The sequence below is a fragment of the Pseudomonas sp. Pseusp18 genome, from assembly GCF_059506005.1.
This window is the reverse complement of the sequence record NZ_CP169240.1, coordinates 1059814-1080937: the sequence shown is the minus strand read 5'-3', so window position 1 is coordinate 1080937 and position 21124 is coordinate 1059814. Positions and strand designations below refer to the sequence as shown.

Sequence of the window (21124 nt, the reverse complement as noted above, 5' to 3'; positions counted from 1 at the left end):
GCTTGCCCGCGAAGGCGATTTCACATTCAACATTGAAGTCGCCTGATACACCGCCTTCGCGGGCAAGCCTCGCTCCTACAGTAGGGCGGCGTGCATCTTTTGATCTGGCTTTTGACCTTGATCCACCCGCACCTGTCAAAACCCTGAACACACACTCTGAAATAGCCAGGCCCATTGAAACCACCCCCCACCTGCCCCATCTAAGATCCATACCCTATTGCGCAGGTGCCCCATGACCGACCAGCAAGAATTCCCCGAAGACCCGAGCGAATACGCCGAAACAGACAACAACGAACACCCTTCAACCGGCAAAGGCCTCACCCTGCCTGGCCAGAACCTGCCGGACAAGGTCTACATCATCCCGATCCACAACCGGCCTTTCTTCCCGGCGCAAGTGCTGCCGGTGATCGTCAACGAAGAGCCGTGGGCCGAGACTCTCGAACTGGTGAGCCAGTCCGACCACCATTCTCTGGCCCTGTTCTTCATGGACGCCCCCCAGGACAACCCGCGCCATTTCGACACCAAAGCCCTGCCGGAATACGGCACGCTGGTCAAAGTCCATCACGCCAGCCGCGAAAACGGCAAACTGCAATTCGTCGCCCAGGGCCTGACCCGGGTGCGCATCAAAACCTGGCTCAAGCACCATCGCCCACCGTACCTGGTGGAAGTCGAATACCCGCACCAGCCCACCGAGCCGACCGACGAGGTCAAGGCCTACGGCATGGCGCTGATCAATGCGATCAAAGAGCTGCTGCCGCTGAACCCGCTGTACAGCGAAGAGTTGAAAAACTACCTCAACCGCTTCAGCCCCAACGATCCGTCGCCCCTGACCGACTTCGCCGCCGCCCTGACCTCGGCCACGGGCAGCGAACTGCAAGAAGTGCTCGACTGCGTGCCGATGCTCAAGCGCATGGAAAAAGTCCTGCCGATGCTGCGCAAGGAAGTCGAAGTCGCGCGCTTGCAGAAAGAGATTTCCGCTGAAGTTAACCGCAAGATTGGCGAACATCAGCGCGAGTTTTTCCTCAAAGAACAACTCAAGGTCATCCAGCAAGAGCTGGGGCTGACCAAGGACGACCGTAGCGCCGACATCGAGCAGTTCGAGCAACGCCTGACGGGCAAGGTGTTGTCGCCCCAGGCGCAGAAACGCATCGTTGAGGAAATGAACAAACTGTCGATCCTCGAAACCGGATCGCCGGAATACGCGGTGACCCGCAACTACCTCGACTGGGCGACCTCAGTGCCGTGGGGCGTGTACGGCGAGGACAAACTCGACCTCAAGCACGCGCGCAAGGTGCTGGATAAACACCACGCCGGCCTCGACGACATCAAGGACCGCATCCTCGAATTCCTCGCGGTCGGTGCCTATAAAGGCGAGATCAGCGGCTCCATCGTCTTGCTGGTGGGCCCGCCGGGCGTGGGCAAGACCAGCGTCGGCAAATCCATCGCCGAATCCCTGGGGCGGCCGTTCTATCGCTTCAGCCTCGGCGGCATGCGCGACGAAGCCGAGATCAAGGGCCATCGCCGCACCTACATCGGCGCACAACCGGGCAAACTCGTCCAGGCGTTGAAAGACGTCGAAGTGATGAACCCGGTGATCATGCTCGACGAGATCGACAAGATGGGCCAGAGCTACCAGGGCGACCCGGCCTCGGCGCTGCTGGAAACCCTCGACCCGGAACAGAACGTCGAATTCCTCGACCATTACCTGGACTTGCGCCTGGACCTGTCGAAAGTGCTATTCGTCTGCACCGCCAACACCCTGGACTCTATCCCCGGCCCGTTGCTGGACCGGATGGAAGTGATTCGCCTGTCGGGTTACATCACCGAAGAAAAAGTCGCCATCGCCAAGCGTCACCTGTGGCCGAAACAGCTGGAAAAGGCCGGCGTCTCCAAAGGCAACTTGAGCATTAGCGACACTGCATTGAGGGCCTTGATCGACGGCTATGCCCGAGAGGCCGGAGTCCGTCAGCTGGAGAAAAACCTCGGCAAACTGGTGCGCAAAGCGGTGATGAAACTGCTCGACGAACCGAAAGCCGTCATCAAACTCGGCCCCAAAGACCTGGAAGCCTCACTCGGCCGTCCGGTGTTCCGCAACGAGCAAGTGCTGTCCGGCGTCGGCGTGATCACCGGACTGGCCTGGACCAGCATGGGCGGCGCGACCCTGCCGATCGAAGCCACGCGCATCCACACCCTCAACCGAGGCTTCAAACTCACCGGGCAGCTGGGGGACGTGATGAAAGAGTCGGCGGAAATCGCCTACAGCTACGTCAGCTCCCATCTGAAGCAATTCGGCGGTGACCCGACGTTCTTCGATGAAGCCTTCGTCCACCTCCACGTACCGGAAGGCGCAACGCCGAAAGACGGCCCGAGCGCCGGCGTGACCATGGCCAGCGCCCTGCTCTCCCTCGCCCGCAACCAACCGCCGAAAAAAGGCGTGGCCATGACCGGTGAACTGACGCTGACCGGGCATGTACTGCCGATTGGCGGTGTGCGCGAGAAAGTCATCGCGGCGCGTCGGCAGAAGATCAATGAACTGATTTTGCCGGAGCCGAACCGGGGTAACTTCGAGGAGTTGCCGGACTACCTGAAGGAAGGCATTACCGTGCACTTTGCCAAGCGCTTTGCGGATGTGGCGAAGATATTGTTCTGAGCCGTCACCTGATCGTTTCAATGGGTTGGGAATAATCAGACTCAGCAAAAAGCCCGCTGACCTTTTAAGGGGTCAGCGGGCTTTTCACTTATGTCACAAGTCAACAATGGCAGCTTGCCAGCGCCTATGGCACTCCGCGCAAGAAGAACACCCACTCCCTGCCCATTTTCCTCTTCTCGAACACGTTCAACCCAACCAACCCATTCAAGGTCGCCGACGCGGTGTTGTAAGAGCAGTCCAGATTCTCCTTCACATTGACCGCCGTAAATTCCTTGGCCATTCCACTCTTGGCCACTTGGTATACAGCTCGTTGCCTCTCGGTCAATTGATCGAAAAAACCGGATTCCAACAACCATCGATCAAAGTTCTCGGCATAAGCCAGACTTTTCCGATAGGCCTCAGTAAAACCACTGACAGCACGCAGAATCACCGAACACTGGAAATCGATGAAATATGTCAGGTCCAGCTCATCAGCTTCCGTATTCAGATACGAGCGGCCATATTTCACCGGCGCATTGCGCAGCAAAATGCTGATCGCTATATAACGAAAGGCCGAGAAGTCATTTTTGAACATGAACCAGTAAAACAGCGCCCGCGCGACCCGGCCGTTGCCGTCGCGAAAAGGATGCTCATAACCCAACGCAAAATGCAGGGCGATGCCTTTTATCAACGGATGAAGATAATCCACTTGATAGGGGTCGTTGTGGGACTGATTGATCCAGTTCGACAGCACCTGCAGCCGTGACACCAGCCCTGCTGCGGGCGGTGGTGTATGAACGGTATTGCCCTCGCCATCCTGCACCACCACATCATCGTTGGCCCTGAAAGCCCCGGGTGAATATTGAGTGTCATCGATGCCCTCGACGCCGACACGATGCATCGCCGTAATCAGCTCGACGCTCAAGGGTTCATAACGCTTTTCCCAGGCGAAGTTCATCATTTTGTAGTTGCCGATGACCATCCGCTCATCCGGCGTACGCGGCAGCCGCTTGCGCTTGAGCATATCTTTTGCCACTCGGGTAGTGGTCGCTGCACCTTCGAGTTGGCTGCTGCTGATTGCTTCATCTTCGATCAGATCGTTAAGCAGATAGCTGAAATGCGCATGCTCGCCGATCTGGCTGGTCATGTGTTCCAGCGCTGCCGTTGTCGCTTGCCGATCGACGGCAGAAACCGCTTTCTGCGCCAGCGGCGTGAGCACGAAGCGACCCCATTGGACAGGCTCGCCCAATGGCAGAAGGGTTGAGTACTGGGCGGTCCGGGCTTTTTTGACCAAGGCCCAGCACAGATTCGAGTCCAGCCCCGGCGCCCAGCGGTAGCGCAAGTCATCGAATGGAAGGTAACGCCCCTGATCGTCCAGAGGCTTGAGCAGTGCGAGGTAGTCCGAGAGGCGTTCCTTATTGGGCGATTGCCCCAACCGATCGAACACCGGGTCGGATCTGCCCTTCAGCATGGGCGGCTTTTTCATCATTGCTGTCTCAAAAACTCACGAAACCGAGTCTCGAGTACAACACCGCCCTTGCTCTGACTCAATATCAGACGGATCTGAAATACATGTAGGAGCTACCGCAGGATGCTCCTACAAGGGAAGGCGGCGAGCCAAACCACGAGGCCGAGGCCGCCAAGATCAAACGGGCTCTTTCCTGACCCTGAACCAAGCCGCATACAACGCCGGCAAGAACAGCAACGTCAACGCCGTCGCCACAATCAGCCCGCCCATGATCGCCACCGCCATCGGCCCGAAAAACACACTGCGCGATAATGGAATCATCGCCAGCACCGCCGCCAGCGCGGTCAACACAATCGGCCGGAAACGTCGCACCGTCGCCTCGATGATCGCCTGCCAGGGCTTGAGCCCGGCAGCGATGTCCTGCTCGATCTGGTCCACCAGAATCACCGAGTTACGCATGATCATCCCGGACAAGGCGATGGTCCCGAGCATGGCGACGAAACCGAACGGCTGACGGAACACCATCAGGAACAACGTCACCCCGATCAACCCCAGCGGCGCGGTCAGAAACACCATGGCAGTGCGTGAGAAACTGCGCAGTTGCAGCATCAGCAACGTCAGCACCACCACGATGAACAGCGGCACGCCGGCCTTCACCGAGTTCTGCCCACGGGCCGAGTCTTCCACCGTACCGCCGACTTCCAGCAGATAGCCGTCCGGCAGTTCGGCGCGGATCGGATCGAGGGTCGGCATGATTTGCTGCACCAGTGTCGCCGGTTGTTCCTTGCCGTAGATGTCGGCGCGAACCGTCACGTTGGGCAGGCGGTTACGGTGCCAGATGATGCCTTCTTCGAAGCCGTATTCCAGCGTGGCAATCTGCGACAACGCCACGCTGCGACCGTTGTCGGTCGGCACGGCCAGGCTCGGCAGCAACGCCAGCTCAGTGCGCTCATGCACCGTGCCGCGCAGCAGGATCTCGATCAATTCGTTGTCTTCGCGGTACTGACTGACACTGGAGCCGGTCAGCGAGCTTCGCAGGAACCCCGAGAGGTTCGCCGTGCTCACGCCCAGCGCCCGCGCGCGGTCCTGATCGACGTTCAGGTACACGACTTTGCTCGGCTCTTCCCAGTCCAGATGCACGTTGGCCACGTGTGGATTCTCGCGAACCTTGGCCGCGACTTTACGCGCCAGGGCGCGGACGTCCGCAATGTGTTCACCGGTGACCCGGAACTGCACCGGATAGCCAACCGGCGGGCCGTTTTCCAGACGCGTGACCCGCGAGCGCAGGGCCGGGAATTGTTCATTGAGGGTTTCGATCAGCCAAGTGCGCAGGGTTTCGCGGTCTTCGATGGTTTTGGCCAGGACAACAAATTGCGCGAAGCTTGCGGCCGGAAGTTGCTGGTCCAGCGGCAGGTAGAAACGCGGCGAACCGGTGCCGACATAAGCCACATAGTTGTCGATCCCGGCGTGATCCTTGAGCAGGCCTTCGAGACGCTTGACCTCCTCGGCGGTGTTGCTCAGGGAGGCACCTTCGGCGAGTTTCAGATCAACCATCAATTCCAGTCGCCCCGATGCCGGGAAGAACTGCTGCGGCACGAAACGGAACAACACCACGGACGCGACGAACATCACGATGGTCAGCACGATCACCGTTTTGCGCCGGCGTACGCACCACTCCACCAGCCGTCTGACGCGCTGATAGAACGGCGTGCCGTAAGGGTCGGGTTGGCCGTCGCCAGTGCCGTGTTTGGCGGCGTGAATTTTCGCCAGGTCCGGCAGAAGTTTCTCCCCCAGATAAGGCACAAAAACCACGGCGGCCACCCACGACGCCAACAGCGCGATGGTCACCACCTGGAAGATCGAGCGAGTGTATTCACCGGTGCCCGATTGCGCGGTGGCAATCGGCAGGAAACCGGCGGCGGTGATCAACGTACCGGTGAGCATCGGGAACGCGGTGCTGGTCCAGGCATAGCTGGCAGCCTTGATCCGGTCGAAGCCCTGCTCCATTTTGATCGCCATCATTTCCACGGCGATGATCGCGTCGTCCACCAGCAGGCCCAGCGCCAGCACCAGCGCGCCGAGGGAAATCTTGTGCAGGCCTATCCCTAAGTAATACATGCAGGCGAACGTCATCGCCAACACCAGCGGTATCGCCAGCGCTACGACCATGCCGGTGCGCACGCCAAGGGAGAAGAAGCTCACCAGCAACACAATCGCCAGGGCCTCCACCAGTACCTGAACGAACTCGCCCACACCGGTTTTCACCGCGGCGGGTTGATCGGAGACTTTGCGCAACTGCATGCCGGCCGGCAGGTTTTGCTGAATCCGGGCGAACTCGATTTCCAGCGCCTTGCCCAATACCAGAATATCGCCACCGTCCTTCATGGCCACCGCCAGACCGATGGCGTCTTCAGCCATGAAGCGCATGCGCGGCGCCGGTGGATCGTTGAAGCCACGACGAACGTCCGCCACATCACCGATGCGGAACGTGCGATCTGCGACGCGGATCGGGAAGTTCTTGATCTCGTCGACCGTCTGAAAATTCCCCGAGACCCGTAGCTGCAAACGCTCGCTGGTGGTTTCGAAGAAGCCGGCGGTGGACATCGCGTTCTGTTCTTCAAGTGCCTGCTGCACCGCCGCCAGCGGCACCCCGAGGGTGGCCAGTTTAACGTTGGAGAGTTCGATCCAGACCTTCTCGTCCTGCAACCCGAGCAGGTCGACCTTGCCCACATCCTTGACCCGTTGCAGCTGGATCTGGATGCGGTCGGCGTAATCCTTGAGCACTGCGTAATCAAAGCCCTCGCCGGTCAGGGCGTAGATGTTGCCGAACGTGGTGCCGAACTCATCGTTGAAAAACGGGCCCTGGATCCCCGGTGGCAGGGTCTGGCGAATATCGCTGATTTTCTTGCGGACCTGATACCAGAGGTCCGGGATATCCACCGAATGCATGGAATCGCGCGCCATGAACGTCACCTGGGACTCGCCCGGGCGGGAGAACGAGGTGATCCGTTCGTACTCCCCGGTTTCCATCAGTTTCTTTTCAATACGCTCGGTGACCTGGCGCGCCACTTCCTCGGCCGTGGCCCCCGGCCAGTTGGTACGAATTACCATGGCCTTGAAGGTGAACGGCGGGTCTTCGCTTTGGCCAAGCTTGGTGTAGGACAACGCCCCGACGACAGCCAGCAGGAGCATCAGGAACAGTACGATCTGGCGGTTACGCAGCGCCCATTCGGATAGATTGAAACCCATCGGGGATTACTCCTTGTGCGCCAGATTGACCACGCGGTTGGAGCGATCCACCGGGCGCACTTGCTGCCCGTCGTGAAGCACATGAACACCGGCCGCCACCACCCAGTCGCTGGCGTTCAGCCCCTCGAGCACCGGCACGGTTTTCTCGCCAAATGCACCGACCCGCACCGGGACTTTTTTCAAGGTATTGTTGGCGCCGACCACCCACACGTAGGTGGCGCCGTTTTCTGCGGTGAGGGCCGACAGCGGCACTGACAACGGCACCACTTCGGCAGTCTGGATGAACACCCGGGCACTCTGGCCGAGTTCGGCGGGAACCTTGCCGGCGGTAAATGCGACACGGGCGGCAAAAGTGCGGGATTTGGGATCGGCGGCAGGCGACAACTCACGGATCTGCCCAGGGAAACGCTGATCGGGTTGGGTCCAGAGCTCCACCGAGACCGGCTGACCGACCTTGAAGCGGCCGAAGCTCTGCTCCGGCAGGCTGATCAATACTTCGCGCTCGCCATCGGTGGCCAGGGTAAACACGGTTTGCCCGGCCGCCACCACTTGCCCGACTTCAACCGCGCGCTTGGCCACCACGCCATCCTGCGGCGCACGCAACACCGCGTAACTGGCCTGATTGGTCGAAACGTTGAATTCGGCTTTGATTTGCTTGAGGCGGGCCTCACCGGAGCGATAGAGGTTTTCCGCGTTGTCGTACTGCGAACGGCTGACCATCTGCCGCTCCATCAGGGTCTTGTAGCGATCACGCTCGGCGCGCACCAGGTTCAGATTGGCTTCGGCAGCCGCGACCTGGGCACGGGTGGCTTCCAGTTGCAGGCGCACGTCCTGAGGATCGAGTTCCGCCAGGGGTTGGTCAGCCTTGACCCGCTGCCCTTCTTCGACCAGTCGTCGGCTGACTTTGCCGCCAATCCGGAAGGCAAGGTCCGGCTCATAACGCGCGCGAACTTCGCCGGGATAGCTTTCCATTGCCTGGGCCGAGGGCTCTGGCTGCACCACCATGGCCGGGCGCACGCTGACCGGAGGGGCTTCTTCATGGCCACATGCCGACAATAAAAAAGCCAGACTGACCGGCAACGCGAGGGGCAAGGCAAAGCGCAGCATGGTGAACGACCTTTCGCTAATGGGGCTTGGAATAATTATACTGACCAGTATGTTATTAATAGCAAACTCACCAGTCCAGTATTAAAAGCGAAGAATGTCAGACAATCTTTCCACCCCCAGCGGTCCGGGCCGTCCCAAGGATCTGGCCAAGCGCCGGGCAATCCTCGACGCGGCGAAAATCCTGTTTTTGAGTAAGGGATACGCCAACACCAGCATGGATGCCGTAGCGACTGAGGCCGGCGTGTCGAAGCTGACGGTCTACAGCCATTTCAACGACAAGGAGACGCTGTTCTCTTCCGCTGTCGTGGCCAAATGCGAGGAGCAATTGCCTCCGCTGGCTTTTGAATTGCCGGACGGCGTCGCCGTGGAAACCGTGCTGCTGAACATCGCACACGGCTTTCATCAACTGATCAACAGCGACGAATCGGTGAACCTGCACCGGCTGATGATGACGCTGGGCAGCCAGGACCCGAAACTCGCACAGATCTTCTTCGAGGCCGGGCCGGAACGCGTACTGCACGGCATGGAGCGTTTGCTGAGCAAGATCGATCAGAGTGGCGTGTTGAGCATCGACAAACCGCGCAATGCCGCCGAGCACTTCTTCTGCCTGCTCAAGGGCGCGGGGAATTTCCGCTTGCTGTATGGCTGCGGCGAACCGGTAACCGGGGATGCGGCCGAAGCCCATGTGCAGGAAGTGGTGGGATTGTTTATGCGGGCGTATCGGCCCTGAACCCAGCGGAATAAGTGTTGCCTGCAAAAAGATCGCAGCCTTCGGCAGCTCCTACATCGGATGATGTAAACCCGATCCTGTAGGAGCTGCCGAAGGCTGCGATCTTTTTAGGGCTTGAGCGCTTTCTTCGGATAAATGTCATACCGGCTGGACTTGCCGTCCAGCGCATGGCTCGGCTTCGGCCCATCGATGCACGGCGCCTTGCGCGGGCGTTTGACCACCACCCTATGACTGGCCAGGGCCAACGCCGCTTCGAGCAAGGCCGGCGCATCCGGATCATCGCCGACCAGCGGCCGGAACAGACGCATTTCCTTCTTCACCAACGCGGTTTTCTCACGATGGGGAAACATCGGGTCGAGGTAGATCACCTGCGGCGGCTCGCCTTCCCAGTTGCGCATCACCTCGATCGAATTGCCCTTGAGCAAACGCATCCGCGCCACGATCGGCGCTACGTCGAAATCTTCCGCGCCGCGCGCCAGGCCATCTTCAAGCAAGGCGCCGATCAGCGGCTGGCGCTCGATCAGGCTCATCTCGCAGCCCAGGCTGGCCAGCACGAACGCGTCCTTGCCCAACCCGGCCGTGGCGTCCAGCACCCGTGGCCGCACGCCCTGGGCGATGCCGACCGCCTTGGCGATCATCTGACCGCTGCCGCCGCCGTACAACCGACGATGGGCCGCGCCACCCTCGACGAAGTCGACCCGCACCGGCCCCGGTGCGTCCGGCCCCAGTTGTTGCAGCTGCAACCCCTGCTCACCCACCTGCAAGGCAAACTCGCCGTCATCCACCTGCAGCGGCAAACCCAGGCGCTCGGCCCATTGCTCGGCCTGTGGCTGAAAAGTCGCGCCCAAGGCTTCGACATGGATGCGGCAGGCCGCAGGTTGCTCAATCATGGGAAAACACGCTCAAAAAATTAATGATCGGCAAAAACGGCCGATAACCAAACTATCGAGCATTTTGCCAGAGCTGAGCGTCGACCGAGAAAAATGTCAGGCATTCAACGCACATCGATAGGTTACATCTCGCCCCACGGCGATTTTGGCCTGCGAAACTCCCAAGCACTGAGCGGCGTCAGTCACCTGTGGCAAGATTTTTTTGCCCAGGCCCTGGCCGATCAGTCGGGCGATGTGGTGCCGGCGTCGCTCAACTTTCCGCCGGTCGATCTCGACAGCCCGGTCGAACCGACCGTCGGCAGCGAGCTGCTGGCGCACATCATTTCCCAGCGCGAATGTGATGTGAAAGAAACCGAAGTCCGTCCGCCGGAGCCATTGTTCCTGCCGATTGCCGAGTTCGAAATGGACCTGGCCGATAAACCGTTCCCACCGTTTCCGCCGGAAGAAATCGTCGCGCAACAGCAACAGCAGGATTTCGAAAGCGGCTGGGTTCGCCCGATCGTGCTCACTGCCGGTCAACCGCTGCCCGAGCCTGGTGCCACACCGCAACCGCGTCCGCTGCACTTGCCAATCGCCGAGTTCGAACTCGACCTGCTGGACAAGCCATTCCCGCCGTTCTCACCGCAAGAGTTGGTGGAACAGCAGAAACAACTCGATTTCGATAACGGCTGGGCGCGCCCGATCGTTCTGCAGAACCTGCGCATCGCTGCATAACCCCTCAGCGGCCCAGCCACCACGGCCCGACCTCGTCAGCCTTTGAAGAATTGATTGGCCTTCTGGAACGGCATCGACCGGGAAGTGAAGCCGAAGGTCCCGTGCTGCTGGATTTCCTCGGCCGCGCGCAAGAACTCGCCATACGCTGCCAAAGCCAGGGCCGAACCGACGCTGATACGCTTGACGCCCATTTCGCTCAATTGCGCCACTGTCAGCTTGAGCCCGCCGGACATCAACACATTCACCGGTTTCGGTGCCACGGCGCGAACCACCGCCAAGACCTCTTCGGCATTGCGCAGGCCTGGGGCGTAAAGCACGTCCGCGCCGGCGTCGGCGAATGCCCGCAAGCGGCGAATGGTGTCGTCGAGGTCGGGATTGCCGTGCAAATAGTTCTCGGCACGCGCCGTCAACGTGAAGGGGAAAGGCAAGCTGCGCGCTGCTGCGACGGCGGCTTCGATACGCGCCACCGCATGCTCGAAACAGTAGATCGGACCGTCCTCACGCCCTGTGGCATCTTCGATCGAACCGCCGACGGCACCGGCCTGGGCGGCCCGCAAAATACTTTGCGCGCACTCGGCGGGGTCATCAGCGAAACCGTTTTCCAGATCGACCGCGACTGGCAGGTCGGTCGCCGCGACAATCGCCCGAACGTTCGCCAGGGTATCGTCGAGCGTCAGCCCACCATCGGGGCGGCCCTGGGAAAAGGCATAACCGGCGCTGGTGGTTGCCAGTGCCTCGAAGCCAAGGCTGGCGAGCATTTTCGCCGAGCCGGCGTCCCAGGGATTGGGAATGACAAAAGCGCCCTCGCGTTCGTGCAGTGCTTTGAACGCCTGGGCTCGAAGGGTTTGCGCATCCATTGGCAGACTCCTGAAAAAGGGAAAACCCGCTTCAGAGCAAACCAAGTTGCTCGGCGGCGGGTTCTCTGTATAGCTCAGGCAGCGGCGGCAAGCCAGGCAAACGCTGCATCAGTTGTGCGTGAAAACGTTGTGCCAGTTTCGCCGCCAGCAGGTTATCGGCGGTGTGCAGGAAGATATACGGCGTGCGGCCCTCTTCGATCCAGACGGCGATTTTCTCGACCCATGGCACCAGGAACGGATCGTTGGCTTCAAGCTCCGGATGGCCGATGAAACGCACCTGTGGAAACTGAGTGAACGCCGCAGGGCGAGGCGGCACCCTAGGCTTTTTCGATTGGGCGTGAAGCACCGAAGGATTGGTCGAGGTGCAGCTGAACAGCGCGCGCGGATCGAGGCAGATGCGCTCGACGCCACGATCCAGCAGCAGGCGATTGAGCATTCGCTCGGCATCGCCCTTGGCAAAGAACTCGTCATGCCGTACTTCGACCGCCAACGGCCGGTCCACCGCATCAATAAAACCGGCCAGTTCCGACAGTCGTTGCGGGGTGAAGCTTTTGGACAATTGCAGCCACAATGGCGAAACCCGCGCCCCCAGAGGGCTGAGCAATTGCAGGAACGTTTCTGTGGCGGTCAATTGGTCGCGCAGGTCACCGCTGTGGCTGATGTCGCCGGGAAACTTGGCTGTGAAGCGAAAGTGTTCGGGCATGGTCTCGGCCCAGCGCTGCACGGTGGCGGCAGCCGGGCTCGCGTAGAAGGTCGTATTGCCTTCCACGGCGTTGAACACTTGAGAATAAAGATCAAGAAACTCGGCGGGCCTGGCGTCCTGTGGATACAAGTAGTCGCGCCAGGCGTTTTCGCTCCAGGACGGGCAGCCGAGGTAATAAGGCAGCATCAGATGTACAGGTCGAGACCCAGCACATCCGCATCCCAGTCGACAAAAGTGGCCGTGCTCAGGTAACTGGCCAGTGCCATCGCCACGCTTTTGCTCATGGCGCGGTGATAAATCATGTCTTGTTGACGCGCGGGAAGATTGCTCAGGCGTTGCGCGGAGGCTTTGGCGGCGCGGGCGGCCAATTGCTCTTCGGTAGGGAATTCCAGCTCGCCGTCGATATCGACGGAGTCATCCTCAGACACATGGCCTTTACGAGGCTTGCGCTTGATCGGGTAGGACTGGGAGGAAACGCCGTCTATACGCATAAGTGCATGCTCGGTATCGATGATGGCAGTTTAGTGGCGCATTACCCACTTCGCAAACCGCCGAGTGATAACTAGAACACAGAAAAGCGAAAAGGTTTAAAAGCGGCGGGCAGAAACTGATGATTAGCTGCGGTTGGAACACTTTGTGGCGAGGGAGCTTGCTCCCGCTGGGCTGCGAAGCTGCCCCCCACGCGCAGTCAGATACATCGCGCCGTCAGGTTCTACGGCTGCTCCGCAGCCGAACGGGAGCAAGCTCCCTCGCCACAGGACAACCGGGATCAACGCGCTTTCGGCGTCGCGACTTTATCGCGCAAATACACCGGCTGCGCCTGATCGGCCACGATCGCTTCACCGCGTTCCCAGGCGAAACGCGCCAGGGTCAGCAAATCTTCGGCGTGGGGCAGCATGCCCGCGTCCTTGCCGCTCAGGCTCACCGCAATACGCTCGGCATAACCCCAACCGGTGCCCGCGCCGAACCACTCGCCGCTGGCATCGACCGGCAACGCGGCGGCTTCCGGTGGCAATACCGCTTCGTTGCCCACCAGCCGCATCTCCCCCGCCGTTTCGCGGTAGCAGCCCCAATACACCTCATCCATACGCGCATCGATGGCTGCCGCGACCTGGCTGACGCCGTGTTCGCGATAAGCCCGCTGGGCGAGTACAGCGAGGTTGGAGACCGGCAACACCGGACGGTCCAGCGCAAACGCCAGCCCTTGCACCACGCCGATGGCGATCCGCACACCGGTAAACGCGCCCGGCCCACGACCGAACGCAATGGCGTCGACCGCTTGCAGCGTGGTCCCGGCATCGGCCAGCAGTTGCTGAATCATCGGCAGCAACTTCTGCGCATGCAGGCGCGGGATCACCTCGTAATGGCTCGTGACCTTGCCGTCATGCAGCAAGGCAACGGAGCAAGCTTCAGTCGCGGTGTCCAGGGCCAGCAAGGTGCTCATCGATGTATCCGTAAGAGAGGTCAGAAAAAGTGCGCCAGTATAAACAACTACGGCCCGCAAGCGGGCCGTAGAAGATGAAGCCGATCAGACTTTTCAGCTCAGTGCTTCAAGCACCTTGCCGGTAATCGTCTCAACCGAGCCGACACCCGGAATATGGCTGTACTTCGGCTTGCCCTGAGCAGCGGCCAGGCCTTGGTAGAACTCCACCAGAGGTTTGGTCTGGGAGTGGTAGACCGACAGGCGATGACGCACGGTTTCTTCGGTGTCGTCCTTGCGCTGCACCAGCTCTTCACCGGTGATGTCGTCTTTACCGGCAATTTTCGGCGGGTTGTAGACGGTGTGGTACACGCGGCCGCTGGCCTCGTGAACGCGACGACCGGCGATACGCTGAACGATCTCTTCGTCATCGACGGCGATTTCGACCACGTTGTCCAGTTCCACGCCAGCGTCTACCAACGCTTCAGCTTGCGGAATGGTGCGCGGGAAACCGTCGAACAGGAAACCGTTTGCACAGTCAGGCTGCGCAATACGGTCCTTGACCAAAGCGATGATCAGATCGTCGGAGACCAGACCACCGGCATCCATGATGCTTTTGGCTTTGATGCCCAGCTCGGTGCCGGCTTTTACAGCAGCACGCAGCATGTCACCGGTAGAGATTTGCGGAATGCCGAATTTTTCGGTGATGAACTTAGCCTGAGTACCTTTACCGGCCCCGGGAGCTCCCAGCAGAATGACGCGCATTAGATGTGCTCCTCAATTTTTTATTTAGAATTACTTAAACAAAACAAAGGATTCGCCTCGTAGGGCCAATCTCAAAAAATAGGGTCGTGACCGCCCAAACGGCCAAAGGCTGATCAAGATACACAGCAGACCCTGCCCACACAAGCCGCCGAAAGTCGGAGAAACCTGCGCAGGACGTGCCCTTTCGAAGGGGTACCCCAAGTCGCAACCCCGTCATTAACTGTCGCCTGACAGACCTTTTCGACCGCTCGCCGGCAGGCACTCGACGCTCGCGCCAGGTGCCTGTTCCCTATGACGAAAACCTTAGCCGGTATTTCGCAAACCGGCGGCAATCCCCGCCACAGACACCAGCAACGCCTGTTCTACCGGGCTGCCCTGCGCTTCATCCTGCTGCCGCGAACGGGCCAACAGTTCGGCCTGCAATAGATGCAGCGGGTCGAGGTAGGTGTTGCGCAGGCGGATGAATTCAAGGGTGTCTGGGCTATGTGCCAGTAGCTGGGACTGACCCGTCAGCCCCAGGACCACCGCACAGGCCTGCGACAATAGGTCGCGTAAATGCGCACCCAAAGGGAGCAGATCCGGCTCGACCAGGCGCTCGTCGTAAGACTGGGCGATATCGGCGTCGGCCTTGGCCAGCACCATTTCCAGCATATCGATGCGGGTGCGGAAGAACGGCCATTGCTCGCGCATCTGCCCCAGCAGCTCCCCTTCGCCGCGCTCCAGCGCCTTGCTCAGCGCCGTTTCCCAGCCGAGCCAGGCCGGCAACATCAGGCGCGTCTGGGTCCAGCCGAAAATCCACGGAATGGCGCGCAGGCTTTCGATGCCGCCGGCGCGGCGCTTGGCCGGGCGGCTGCCCAACGGCAAACGCCCCAACTCCTGCTCCGGGGTGGACTGGCGGAAATACTCGACGAACTGCGGATTTTCCCGCACCACGGCACGGTAAGCCTTGACCCCATCGGCGGCCAATTCGTCCATCAAGTGGCGCCAGGCAGGCGTAGGAGGTGGCGGTGGCAGCAAGGTCGCTTCCAGCACCGCCGCCAGGTACAGATTGAGGTTTTGCTCGGCGATGTCCGGCAGGCCGAATTTGAAACGAATCATTTCCCCCTGCTCGGTGGTGCGGAAACGCCCCGCCACCGACCCCGGCGGCTGCGACAGAATCGCCGCGTGCGCCGGGCCGCCACCACGGCCCACGGTACCGCCACGGCCGTGGAACAACAGCAGCTCCACTTGTTGCTCCCGGCAAATATCCACCAGACGCTCCTGCGCCCGATACTGCGCCCAGGCCGCCGCCGTAGTGCCGGCGTCCTTGGCCGAGTCGGAATAACCGATCATCACTTCCTGCGGCCCTTGCAGCCGCGAGCGATAACCCGGCAGCAACAACAGTTTTTCGATCACCGGGCCGGCGTTATCGAGGTCGGCGAGGGTTTCGAACAGCGGCACCACACGCATCGGCCGCAATACGCCGGATTCCTTGAGCAGCAACTGCACGGCCAGCACGTCGGAAGCAGCGCCAGCCATGGAAATCACATACGAGCCGAGGGAAGCCCCCGGAGCGGCAGCGATTTCCCGGCACGTCGCCAGCACTTCGGCGGTGTCGGCAGACGGCTTGAAGTAGGCCGGCAGCAACGGCCGGCGATTGTTCAGTTCACGCATCAGGAAGGCGATGCGCTCCTCTTCGCTCCAGTCCTCATAACGGCCCAGGCCGAGGTAATCGGTGATTTCAGTCATGGCCGCGGTGTGGCGTGAGGAGTCCTGGCGCACATCGAGGCGCACCAGAAACAGCCCGAACGTCACCGCGCGGCGCAGGCAGTCGAGCAACGGGCCATCGGCGATAACGCCCATGCCGCATTCATGCAGCGAGTGGTAACACAGCTCCAACGGGTCCAGCAGGTCGCGGTTGTTTTGCAGCACCTCGGCGGACGCCGGCGTGGTGGCCGTCAGGGAGGCCTGGGCCCAATTACGGGTTGCGCGCAGGCGCTCACGCAGCTGTTTGAGTACCGCGCGGTAAGGCTCGGCGCTGTCGCCAGCCTTGGCTTTCAGGGCGTCGCTGGCCTGTTGCATCGACAATTCGGCGGCGAGGTGATCGACATCGCGCACGTACAAATCGGCAGCCATCCAGCGAGCCAGCAACAATACTTCGCGGGTCACGGCGGCGGTGACGTTGGGGTTACCGTCGCGGTCGCCGCCCATCCACGAGGCGAAACGAATCGGTGCGGCCTCCAGCGGCAGGTGCAGGCCAGTGGCGGCATGCAGGGCCTGGTCGGCCTTGCGCAAATAGTTGGGAATCGCCTGCCACAGCGAATGCTCGATCACCGCAAAGCCCCACTTGGCTTCGTCTACAGGTGTCGGACGGGTGCGGCGGATTTCTTCGGTGTGCCAGGCTTCGGCGATCAGGCGCTGCAAGGTGGTCTTGATCTGCTCGCGCTCGGCGGTGGTCAGGTCGCGATGATCCAGGGCCGCCAGTTGCGCGGCGATCGCGTCGTATTTCTGGATCAGTGTGCGTCGCGCCACTTCGGTGGGATGCGCGGTCAACACCAACTCGATTTCCACCCGACCCAATTGCCGGGCCAGGGATTCGGCGTCATGGCCGGCAGTCAACAGGCGAGCGAGCAGCTCCGGCAATACCCGGGCCTCGAACGGCGCGGGTTGTGACTCTTCGCGGCGGTGAATCAGCTGATATTGCTCGGCGATATTGGCCAGGTTGAGGAACTGGTTGAACGCCCGCGCCACCGGCAGCAATTCGTCCTCGCTCAACTGGTTGAGGCTGGCGCTGAGTTCGGCATCCATCGAACCGCGACGGTCGGCCTTGGCGCCTTTGCGGATTTGCTCGATCTTGTCGATAAAGCCATCCCCGTACTGCTCACGAATGGTGTTGCCCAATAGCTCACCCAACAGGTGAACGTCCTCGCGCAAGCGTGCATCAATATCGGTCATCAGCAGTTCTCCAGCGAAAATCCGGGCGGCTATGCTTTAGATGTTAGAGGCTTTGAAATAGAAGCCTTGTCATTAGAGAGTGCCGTTGTAAAGCGGTTCTTACAAGCAGACGGCAAGGAGACGTCAAACTTCAAACCTTGCAGCTAGTCTCAACACAAGCCGTACAACGGCTTACCACCGGCCACCGCCGGACACTCACCCGGCCTGCCATGAGCAGGTGCGTAATGAGGTCATTATGAAAATCCGCGAGCTCGCCAAGCACTGGGAAGAAAACGCCAAGGGTCGCCTGACCGACTCTGGCTATACGATTCGTCTGGACGTGGAAGCCGCCGCACGGCTGGCGGCGATTATCGATATGTACCCCAAACGGCACCCTGAAGAACTGCTCGGAGAATTGATCGGCGCCGCCCTGGAAGAGCTCGAAGCGAGCTTTCCGTATGTGAAAGGGTCAACGGTGGTCGCCACCGATGAAGAAGGCGATCCGCTGTACGAAGACGTCGGTCCAACCCCGCGTTTTCTCGCCTTGTCCCGTCGTCATTTGCACGATTTGTCGACCGAAAACGACAAGCCAAAACACTGATTTGCGCGTCTTGCTCCCCTTCCAGAAATACGTATTTCCTGGCCCGTGCAGGGCCAGGAATACCCCTGCGCACGACTAAAGTTCCCGATTTAGAGCCTTGTCCGTCAGGTCAAAGTTTTTTCGGGCGAAAGGCCATATTCTCTGAACTTTTAAAAAAAACCTCGGGTCAACCCAGTAACCACGCCTGGGACGGCCGTTTCAAAATGCTCTGGAAATCGAAGGTTGCGGCTCCTTGCCCAGGATGGATTCAGATGTATTTCAGGAGTTATCCAACGGAGTTGAAAACCATGAAGACCAGCACTGCTTCATCCTCGTCCACCCACCTGCGCGGTCTCAAACTGGCGGCCCTGGCCATCGGCAGCAGCCTGGTTCTGGCCGGATGCGCCGGCAACCCGCCCACCGAGCAATACGCCGTGACCCAATCGGCCGTGAACAGTGCCGTCAGCGCCGGGGGCACCGAATTCGCCGCGGTGGAAATGAAATCCGCCCAGGACAAGCTCAAACAAGCCGAAATCGCCATGCACGACAAAAAGTATGACGAAGCCAAAATGCTCGCCGAACAGGCCGAGTGGGACGCCCGAGTGGCAGAACGCAAAGCCCAGGCGATGAAAGCCGAACAGGCTGTAAAGGACTCACAGAAAGGTGTTCAGGAACTGCGTCAGGAAAGTCAGCGCACCGTGCAGTGAGCGCGCATCCCGATTTTCAGGCCTGACACTTTTATCGATAGAAAGGACGAACCGCTATGCGCAAACAACTGATGATACCCGCCCTCCTGGCCGCAAGCATTGCACTGGCTGCCTGCGCCACACCGCCCAACACCAACCTGGAGCAAGCCCGCACCAACTACGCCGGCCTGCAAGCCAACCCGCAAGCCAGCAAAGTCGCGGCACTGGAAACCAAAGACGCCAGCGATTACCTGGACAAGGCCGACAAGGCTTATCAGGACAAGGAAGACCAGAACAAGGTCGACCAACTGGCTTACCTGACCAACCAGCGCGTTGAAGTGGCCAAGCAGACCATCGCCCTGCGCACTGCGGAAAACAACCTGAAAAACGCCGCGGCTCAACGAGCCCAAGCGCGTCTGGATGCCCGCGACCAGCAGATCAAACAATTGCAGGCCAGCCTCAACGCCAAACAGACCGATCGCGGCACGCTGGTAACGTTCGGTGACGTGCTGTTCGCCACCAACAAGGCCGACCTGAAACCCAGCGGTCTGATGAACATCAACAAACTGGCGCAGTTCCTTCAGGAAAACCCCGACCGTAAAGTGATTGTCGAAGGCTACACCGACAGCACCGGCGCGGCCTCGTACAACCAGTCGCTGTCCGAGCGCCGCGCGACCTCGGTGCAAGTGGCCCTGATCAAGATGGGTGTCGACCCGGCGCGCATCGTGGTCCAGGGTTATGGCAAGGAATACCCGGTGGCCGAAAACACCAGCGTCTCCGGCCGTGCGATGAACCGTCGGGTGGAAGTGACCATTTCCAACGACAACCAGCCGGTGATACCGCGTTCGGCTGTCAGCTCGAACTAAGTTTCACCTGCTGAAACACAAAAGCCCCGCCTGATCGGATCAGGCGGGGCTTCTTATTGATCGAACACTTGTCTTGGGGCCAAGCAACCCTGTGGCGAGGGGGCTTGCCCCCGTTCGGCTGCGAAGCAGTCGTGAAACCATCCCGCAAGGTGTACCTGACAAAACGCGAATGCAGGTTTTAGGGCCGCTTCGCGACCCAACGGGGGCAAGCCCCCTCGCCACAAGGGTTCATCATTGCCAATGGAGGTGGGATTTTACTGTTCGAGTTTTTGCGGGGTTTCCTGGCCCATGCAGCGCACGGCTTTTTTCTTGTTGTTGACCAGTACGCCGGTCAGGCCTTTCTGTTCGGTATCGAACATCACCAGCACGCCATCGATGCACTGCGCCACTTGCGCGGCCGGTTCCAGGGAGATTTTGTAGTCTTCGCCCGGCACGGTCTTGAGCATGGTGAAGTCGCTGAGCAGCAACGCATCCTCGGGCTTGGCGAAGTGCAGGTAGCCGTACCACCACAAGGCCCCGACGGTGCCGAGGATGCTGCAAATACCGGTGATGATCAGCGGGATGGCGTTACGTTCTTCACTCATTGCGGACTCTCTGGTGGTTCATCTTCAGAATTCGGGGGTGCCGGGTAATTCGGGACTTCACCCAGGCGGCGCAGGCCGTTGAAATGCTGCGGGTCTTCGAGGTAGCGCAGCATGACTTTGCGCCAGACCGGGTCGGCGAAGGTTTGCACATGACCGCCCCGGGTCAGTTGCAGCACTCGCGGTGGCGGCGCAGCTTGATACAGTCGGATGCCGTTGGAAAGGGGCACCAGCTGATCATCGATACTGTGATAGATCAGTTTCGGTACACCATTGAGCTGCGTCATGGAACGGATCGCGCTATCGCCATCCGGCACCAGCCAGGACAACGGCACCTGGAACGGCCAGGTCATCCAGGAGGTGCTGAGGGCGAAACGCCCGACATCGCGGTAGCTGGCAGGCACGCCATCGAGCACGAAAGCCTTGAGTTGCCGCTGGCGCTCGGGATGCTGGGCCAGGTAATGCACGGCCATCGAACCGCCAAGGCTCTGACCGAGAAGGATCAACGGCTTGCCCTTGACCTCCGACGCCTGGTCAAGCCATGCGAAGGCGGCGTCGATGTCCTGATAAATCTCCGGCAACGCCGGCTTGCCTTCGGACAATCCGTACCCGCGATAGTCCACCAGCAACACCTGATAGCCCTGCTTCGGCAACCACCAGCTCGCACCCAGATGCCACGCCAGGTTGCCGCCGTTACCGTGCAGATGCAGCACAGTGCCTTTGACTTCGACGCCTTTTTTCGCCGGCAGCCACCAGCCATGCAGCTTGAGGCCGTCGGCAGTGGTCAGGGTGACGTCGCGATAGTCGAGCTTGGCTTTTTCCGGGGTAAACGGCTGGCCGGGCTCGGGGTAGAACAGCAAAGAGCTGCAACCGCCGAGGGCCAGGAGCAGGCAGAAGATGCCGAGGATTCTCATCCGGTGAAGCCTCAATGTGGGTGATCGTTCCCATGCTCCGCGTGGGAACGAT

Annotated in this window: 18 protein-coding genes; 6 read left to right on the top strand and 12 right to left on the bottom strand. The window is 60.3% G+C overall.

Annotated elements, in window-relative coordinates:
* Positions 1-232 precede the first annotated feature (232 nt).
* A complete protein-coding gene (gene lon / locus ACEN9A_RS04715; protein ID WP_019651314.1) occupies positions 233-2650 on the top strand; it encodes an endopeptidase La in 2418 nt (805 codons plus the stop codon).
* Positions 2651-2774: 124 nt separating this feature from the next.
* Here lon and ACEN9A_RS04710 read toward each other — a convergent pair whose 3' ends face one another.
* The 3 genes from ACEN9A_RS04710 to ACEN9A_RS04700 all read right to left on the bottom strand — a co-directional run bounded on the left by ACEN9A_RS04710 (position 2775) and on the right by ACEN9A_RS04700 (position 8453).
* Complete coding sequence (locus tag ACEN9A_RS04710) at positions 2775-4115, bottom strand: Fic family protein (protein ID WP_258674143.1); 1341 nt, start codon at positions 4113-4115, stop codon at positions 2775-2777.
* Between the two features lie 159 nt (positions 4116-4274).
* Complete coding sequence (locus ACEN9A_RS04705; protein WP_258672465.1) at positions 4275-7346, bottom strand: efflux RND transporter permease subunit; 3072 nt, start codon at positions 7344-7346, stop codon at positions 4275-4277.
* 6 nt (positions 7347-7352) lie between these two features.
* On the bottom strand, positions 7353-8453 hold the full coding sequence (locus ACEN9A_RS04700) for an efflux RND transporter periplasmic adaptor subunit (RefSeq protein ID WP_258672462.1): 1101 nt from the start codon (positions 8451-8453) through the stop codon (positions 7353-7355).
* Positions 8454-8547: 94 nt separating this feature from the next.
* Between ACEN9A_RS04700 and ACEN9A_RS04695 the strand changes: the two genes are divergently transcribed.
* Complete coding sequence (locus tag ACEN9A_RS04695; protein ID WP_258672461.1) at positions 8548-9183, top strand: TetR/AcrR family transcriptional regulator; 636 nt, start codon at positions 8548-8550, stop codon at positions 9181-9183.
* A 107-nt stretch (positions 9184-9290) separates the two neighbouring features.
* Here the strand turns inward: ACEN9A_RS04695 and ACEN9A_RS04690 are convergent, their stop codons facing one another.
* Positions 9291-10073: a class I SAM-dependent methyltransferase gene (locus ACEN9A_RS04690; RefSeq protein ID WP_018926668.1), complete on the bottom strand. Its 783-nt coding sequence runs from the start codon at positions 10071-10073 to the stop codon at positions 9291-9293.
* A gap of 93 nt (positions 10074-10166) precedes the next feature.
* Here ACEN9A_RS04690 and ACEN9A_RS04685 point away from each other — a divergent pair, with 93 nt between their 5' ends.
* On the top strand, positions 10167-10787 hold the full coding sequence (locus ACEN9A_RS04685) for an energy transducer TonB (RefSeq protein WP_258672460.1): 621 nt from the start codon (positions 10167-10169) through the stop codon (positions 10785-10787).
* Between the two features lie 35 nt (positions 10788-10822).
* On the opposite strand, the gene ACEN9A_RS04680 is transcribed toward ACEN9A_RS04685, so the two are convergent.
* The 6 genes from ACEN9A_RS04680 to ppc all read right to left on the bottom strand — a co-directional run bounded on the left by ACEN9A_RS04680 (position 10823) and on the right by ppc (position 17466).
* Positions 10823-11644 carry an isocitrate lyase/PEP mutase family protein gene (locus ACEN9A_RS04680; protein WP_258672459.1) on the bottom strand — a complete coding sequence of 274 codons (822 nt, stop codon included), beginning with the start codon at positions 11642-11644 and terminating at the stop codon, positions 10823-10825.
* A 31-nt stretch (positions 11645-11675) separates the two neighbouring features.
* Positions 11676-12536: a DUF72 domain-containing protein gene (locus tag ACEN9A_RS04675; protein WP_258674141.1), complete on the bottom strand. Its 861-nt coding sequence runs from the start codon at positions 12534-12536 to the stop codon at positions 11676-11678.
* On the bottom strand, positions 12533-12838 hold the full coding sequence (locus tag ACEN9A_RS04670) for a hypothetical protein (RefSeq protein WP_007940187.1): 306 nt from the start codon (positions 12836-12838) through the stop codon (positions 12533-12535). Before ACEN9A_RS04670 ends, ACEN9A_RS04675 begins: the two co-directional genes overlap by 4 nt.
* Before the next feature lie 278 nt (positions 12839-13116).
* Complete coding sequence (tsaB, locus tag ACEN9A_RS04665) at positions 13117-13791, bottom strand: tRNA (adenosine(37)-N6)-threonylcarbamoyltransferase complex dimerization subunit type 1 TsaB (RefSeq protein ID WP_258672458.1); 675 nt, start codon at positions 13789-13791, stop codon at positions 13117-13119.
* Positions 13792-13884: 93 nt separating this feature from the next.
* The gene (gene adk, locus ACEN9A_RS04660; RefSeq protein WP_019651821.1) at positions 13885-14532 is read right to left on the bottom strand and encodes an adenylate kinase; all 648 of its coding nucleotides are present in this window, start codon (positions 14530-14532) and stop codon (positions 13885-13887) included.
* A 303-nt stretch (positions 14533-14835) separates the two neighbouring features.
* Positions 14836-17466, bottom strand: a complete 2631-nt coding sequence (gene ppc / locus ACEN9A_RS04655) for a phosphoenolpyruvate carboxylase (protein WP_258672457.1) — start codon at positions 17464-17466, stop codon at positions 14836-14838.
* Positions 17467-17701: 235 nt separating this feature from the next.
* Here ppc and ACEN9A_RS04650 point away from each other — a divergent pair, with 235 nt between their 5' ends.
* The 3 genes from ACEN9A_RS04650 to lptF all read left to right on the top strand — a co-directional run bounded on the left by ACEN9A_RS04650 (position 17702) and on the right by lptF (position 19577).
* Complete coding sequence (locus ACEN9A_RS04650; RefSeq protein ID WP_064616254.1) at positions 17702-18046, top strand: hypothetical protein; 345 nt, start codon at positions 17702-17704, stop codon at positions 18044-18046.
* A 287-nt stretch (positions 18047-18333) separates the two neighbouring features.
* Entirely contained in the window at positions 18334-18732 is a 399-nt protein-coding gene (locus ACEN9A_RS04645) for a DUF4398 domain-containing protein (RefSeq protein ID WP_258672456.1), read from the top strand.
* Positions 18733-18788: 56 nt separating this feature from the next.
* Positions 18789-19577 carry a lipotoxin F family OmpA-related lipoprotein LptF gene (gene lptF / locus ACEN9A_RS04640; RefSeq protein ID WP_019581610.1) on the top strand — a complete coding sequence of 263 codons (789 nt, stop codon included), beginning with the start codon at positions 18789-18791 and terminating at the stop codon, positions 19575-19577.
* Positions 19578-19831: 254 nt separating this feature from the next.
* Here the strand turns inward: lptF and ACEN9A_RS04635 are convergent, their stop codons facing one another.
* Positions 19832-20161 carry a PA3694 family proteiin gene (locus ACEN9A_RS04635; protein ID WP_007940182.1) on the bottom strand — a complete coding sequence of 110 codons (330 nt, stop codon included), beginning with the start codon at positions 20159-20161 and terminating at the stop codon, positions 19832-19834.
* The gene (locus ACEN9A_RS04630; protein WP_258672455.1) at positions 20158-21072 is read right to left on the bottom strand and encodes an alpha/beta hydrolase; all 915 of its coding nucleotides are present in this window, start codon (positions 21070-21072) and stop codon (positions 20158-20160) included. Before ACEN9A_RS04630 ends, ACEN9A_RS04635 begins: the two co-directional genes overlap by 4 nt.
* Positions 21073-21124 lie beyond the last annotated feature (52 nt).

What these genes read in the sequence shown, in the direction of transcription:
- lon (WP_019651314.1), top strand. Translation starts at nt 233, where the DNA reads ATGACCGACCAGCAAGAATTCCCCGAAGACCCGAGCGAATACGCCGAA.
- ACEN9A_RS04710 (WP_258674143.1), bottom strand. Translation starts at nt 4,115, where the DNA reads ATGAAAAAGCCGCCCATGCTGAAGGGCAGATCCGACCCGGTGTTCGAT.
- ACEN9A_RS04705 (WP_258672465.1), bottom strand. Translation starts at nt 7,346, where the DNA reads ATGGGTTTCAATCTATCCGAATGGGCGCTGCGTAACCGCCAGATCGTA.
- ACEN9A_RS04700 (WP_258672462.1), bottom strand. Translation starts at nt 8,453, where the DNA reads ATGCTGCGCTTTGCCTTGCCCCTCGCGTTGCCGGTCAGTCTGGCTTTT.
- ACEN9A_RS04695 (WP_258672461.1), top strand. Translation starts at nt 8,548, where the DNA reads ATGTCAGACAATCTTTCCACCCCCAGCGGTCCGGGCCGTCCCAAGGAT.
- ACEN9A_RS04690 (WP_018926668.1), bottom strand. Translation starts at nt 10,073, where the DNA reads ATGATTGAGCAACCTGCGGCCTGCCGCATCCATGTCGAAGCCTTGGGC.
- ACEN9A_RS04685 (WP_258672460.1), top strand. Translation starts at nt 10,167, where the DNA reads ATGTCAGGCATTCAACGCACATCGATAGGTTACATCTCGCCCCACGGC.
- ACEN9A_RS04680 (WP_258672459.1), bottom strand. Translation starts at nt 11,644, where the DNA reads ATGGATGCGCAAACCCTTCGAGCCCAGGCGTTCAAAGCACTGCACGAA.
- ACEN9A_RS04670 (WP_007940187.1), bottom strand. Translation starts at nt 12,838, where the DNA reads ATGCGTATAGACGGCGTTTCCTCCCAGTCCTACCCGATCAAGCGCAAG.
- tsaB (WP_258672458.1), bottom strand. Translation starts at nt 13,791, where the DNA reads ATGAGCACCTTGCTGGCCCTGGACACCGCGACTGAAGCTTGCTCCGTT.
- adk (WP_019651821.1), bottom strand. Translation starts at nt 14,532, where the DNA reads ATGCGCGTCATTCTGCTGGGAGCTCCCGGGGCCGGTAAAGGTACTCAG.
- ppc (WP_258672457.1), bottom strand. Translation starts at nt 17,466, where the DNA reads ATGACCGATATTGATGCACGCTTGCGCGAGGACGTTCACCTGTTGGGT.
- ACEN9A_RS04650 (WP_064616254.1), top strand. Translation starts at nt 17,702, where the DNA reads ATGAAAATCCGCGAGCTCGCCAAGCACTGGGAAGAAAACGCCAAGGGT.
- ACEN9A_RS04645 (WP_258672456.1), top strand. Translation starts at nt 18,334, where the DNA reads ATGAAGACCAGCACTGCTTCATCCTCGTCCACCCACCTGCGCGGTCTC.
- lptF (WP_019581610.1), top strand. Translation starts at nt 18,789, where the DNA reads ATGCGCAAACAACTGATGATACCCGCCCTCCTGGCCGCAAGCATTGCA.
- ACEN9A_RS04635 (WP_007940182.1), bottom strand. Translation starts at nt 20,161, where the DNA reads ATGAGTGAAGAACGTAACGCCATCCCGCTGATCATCACCGGTATTTGC.
- ACEN9A_RS04630 (WP_258672455.1), bottom strand. Translation starts at nt 21,072, where the DNA reads ATGAGAATCCTCGGCATCTTCTGCCTGCTCCTGGCCCTCGGCGGTTGC.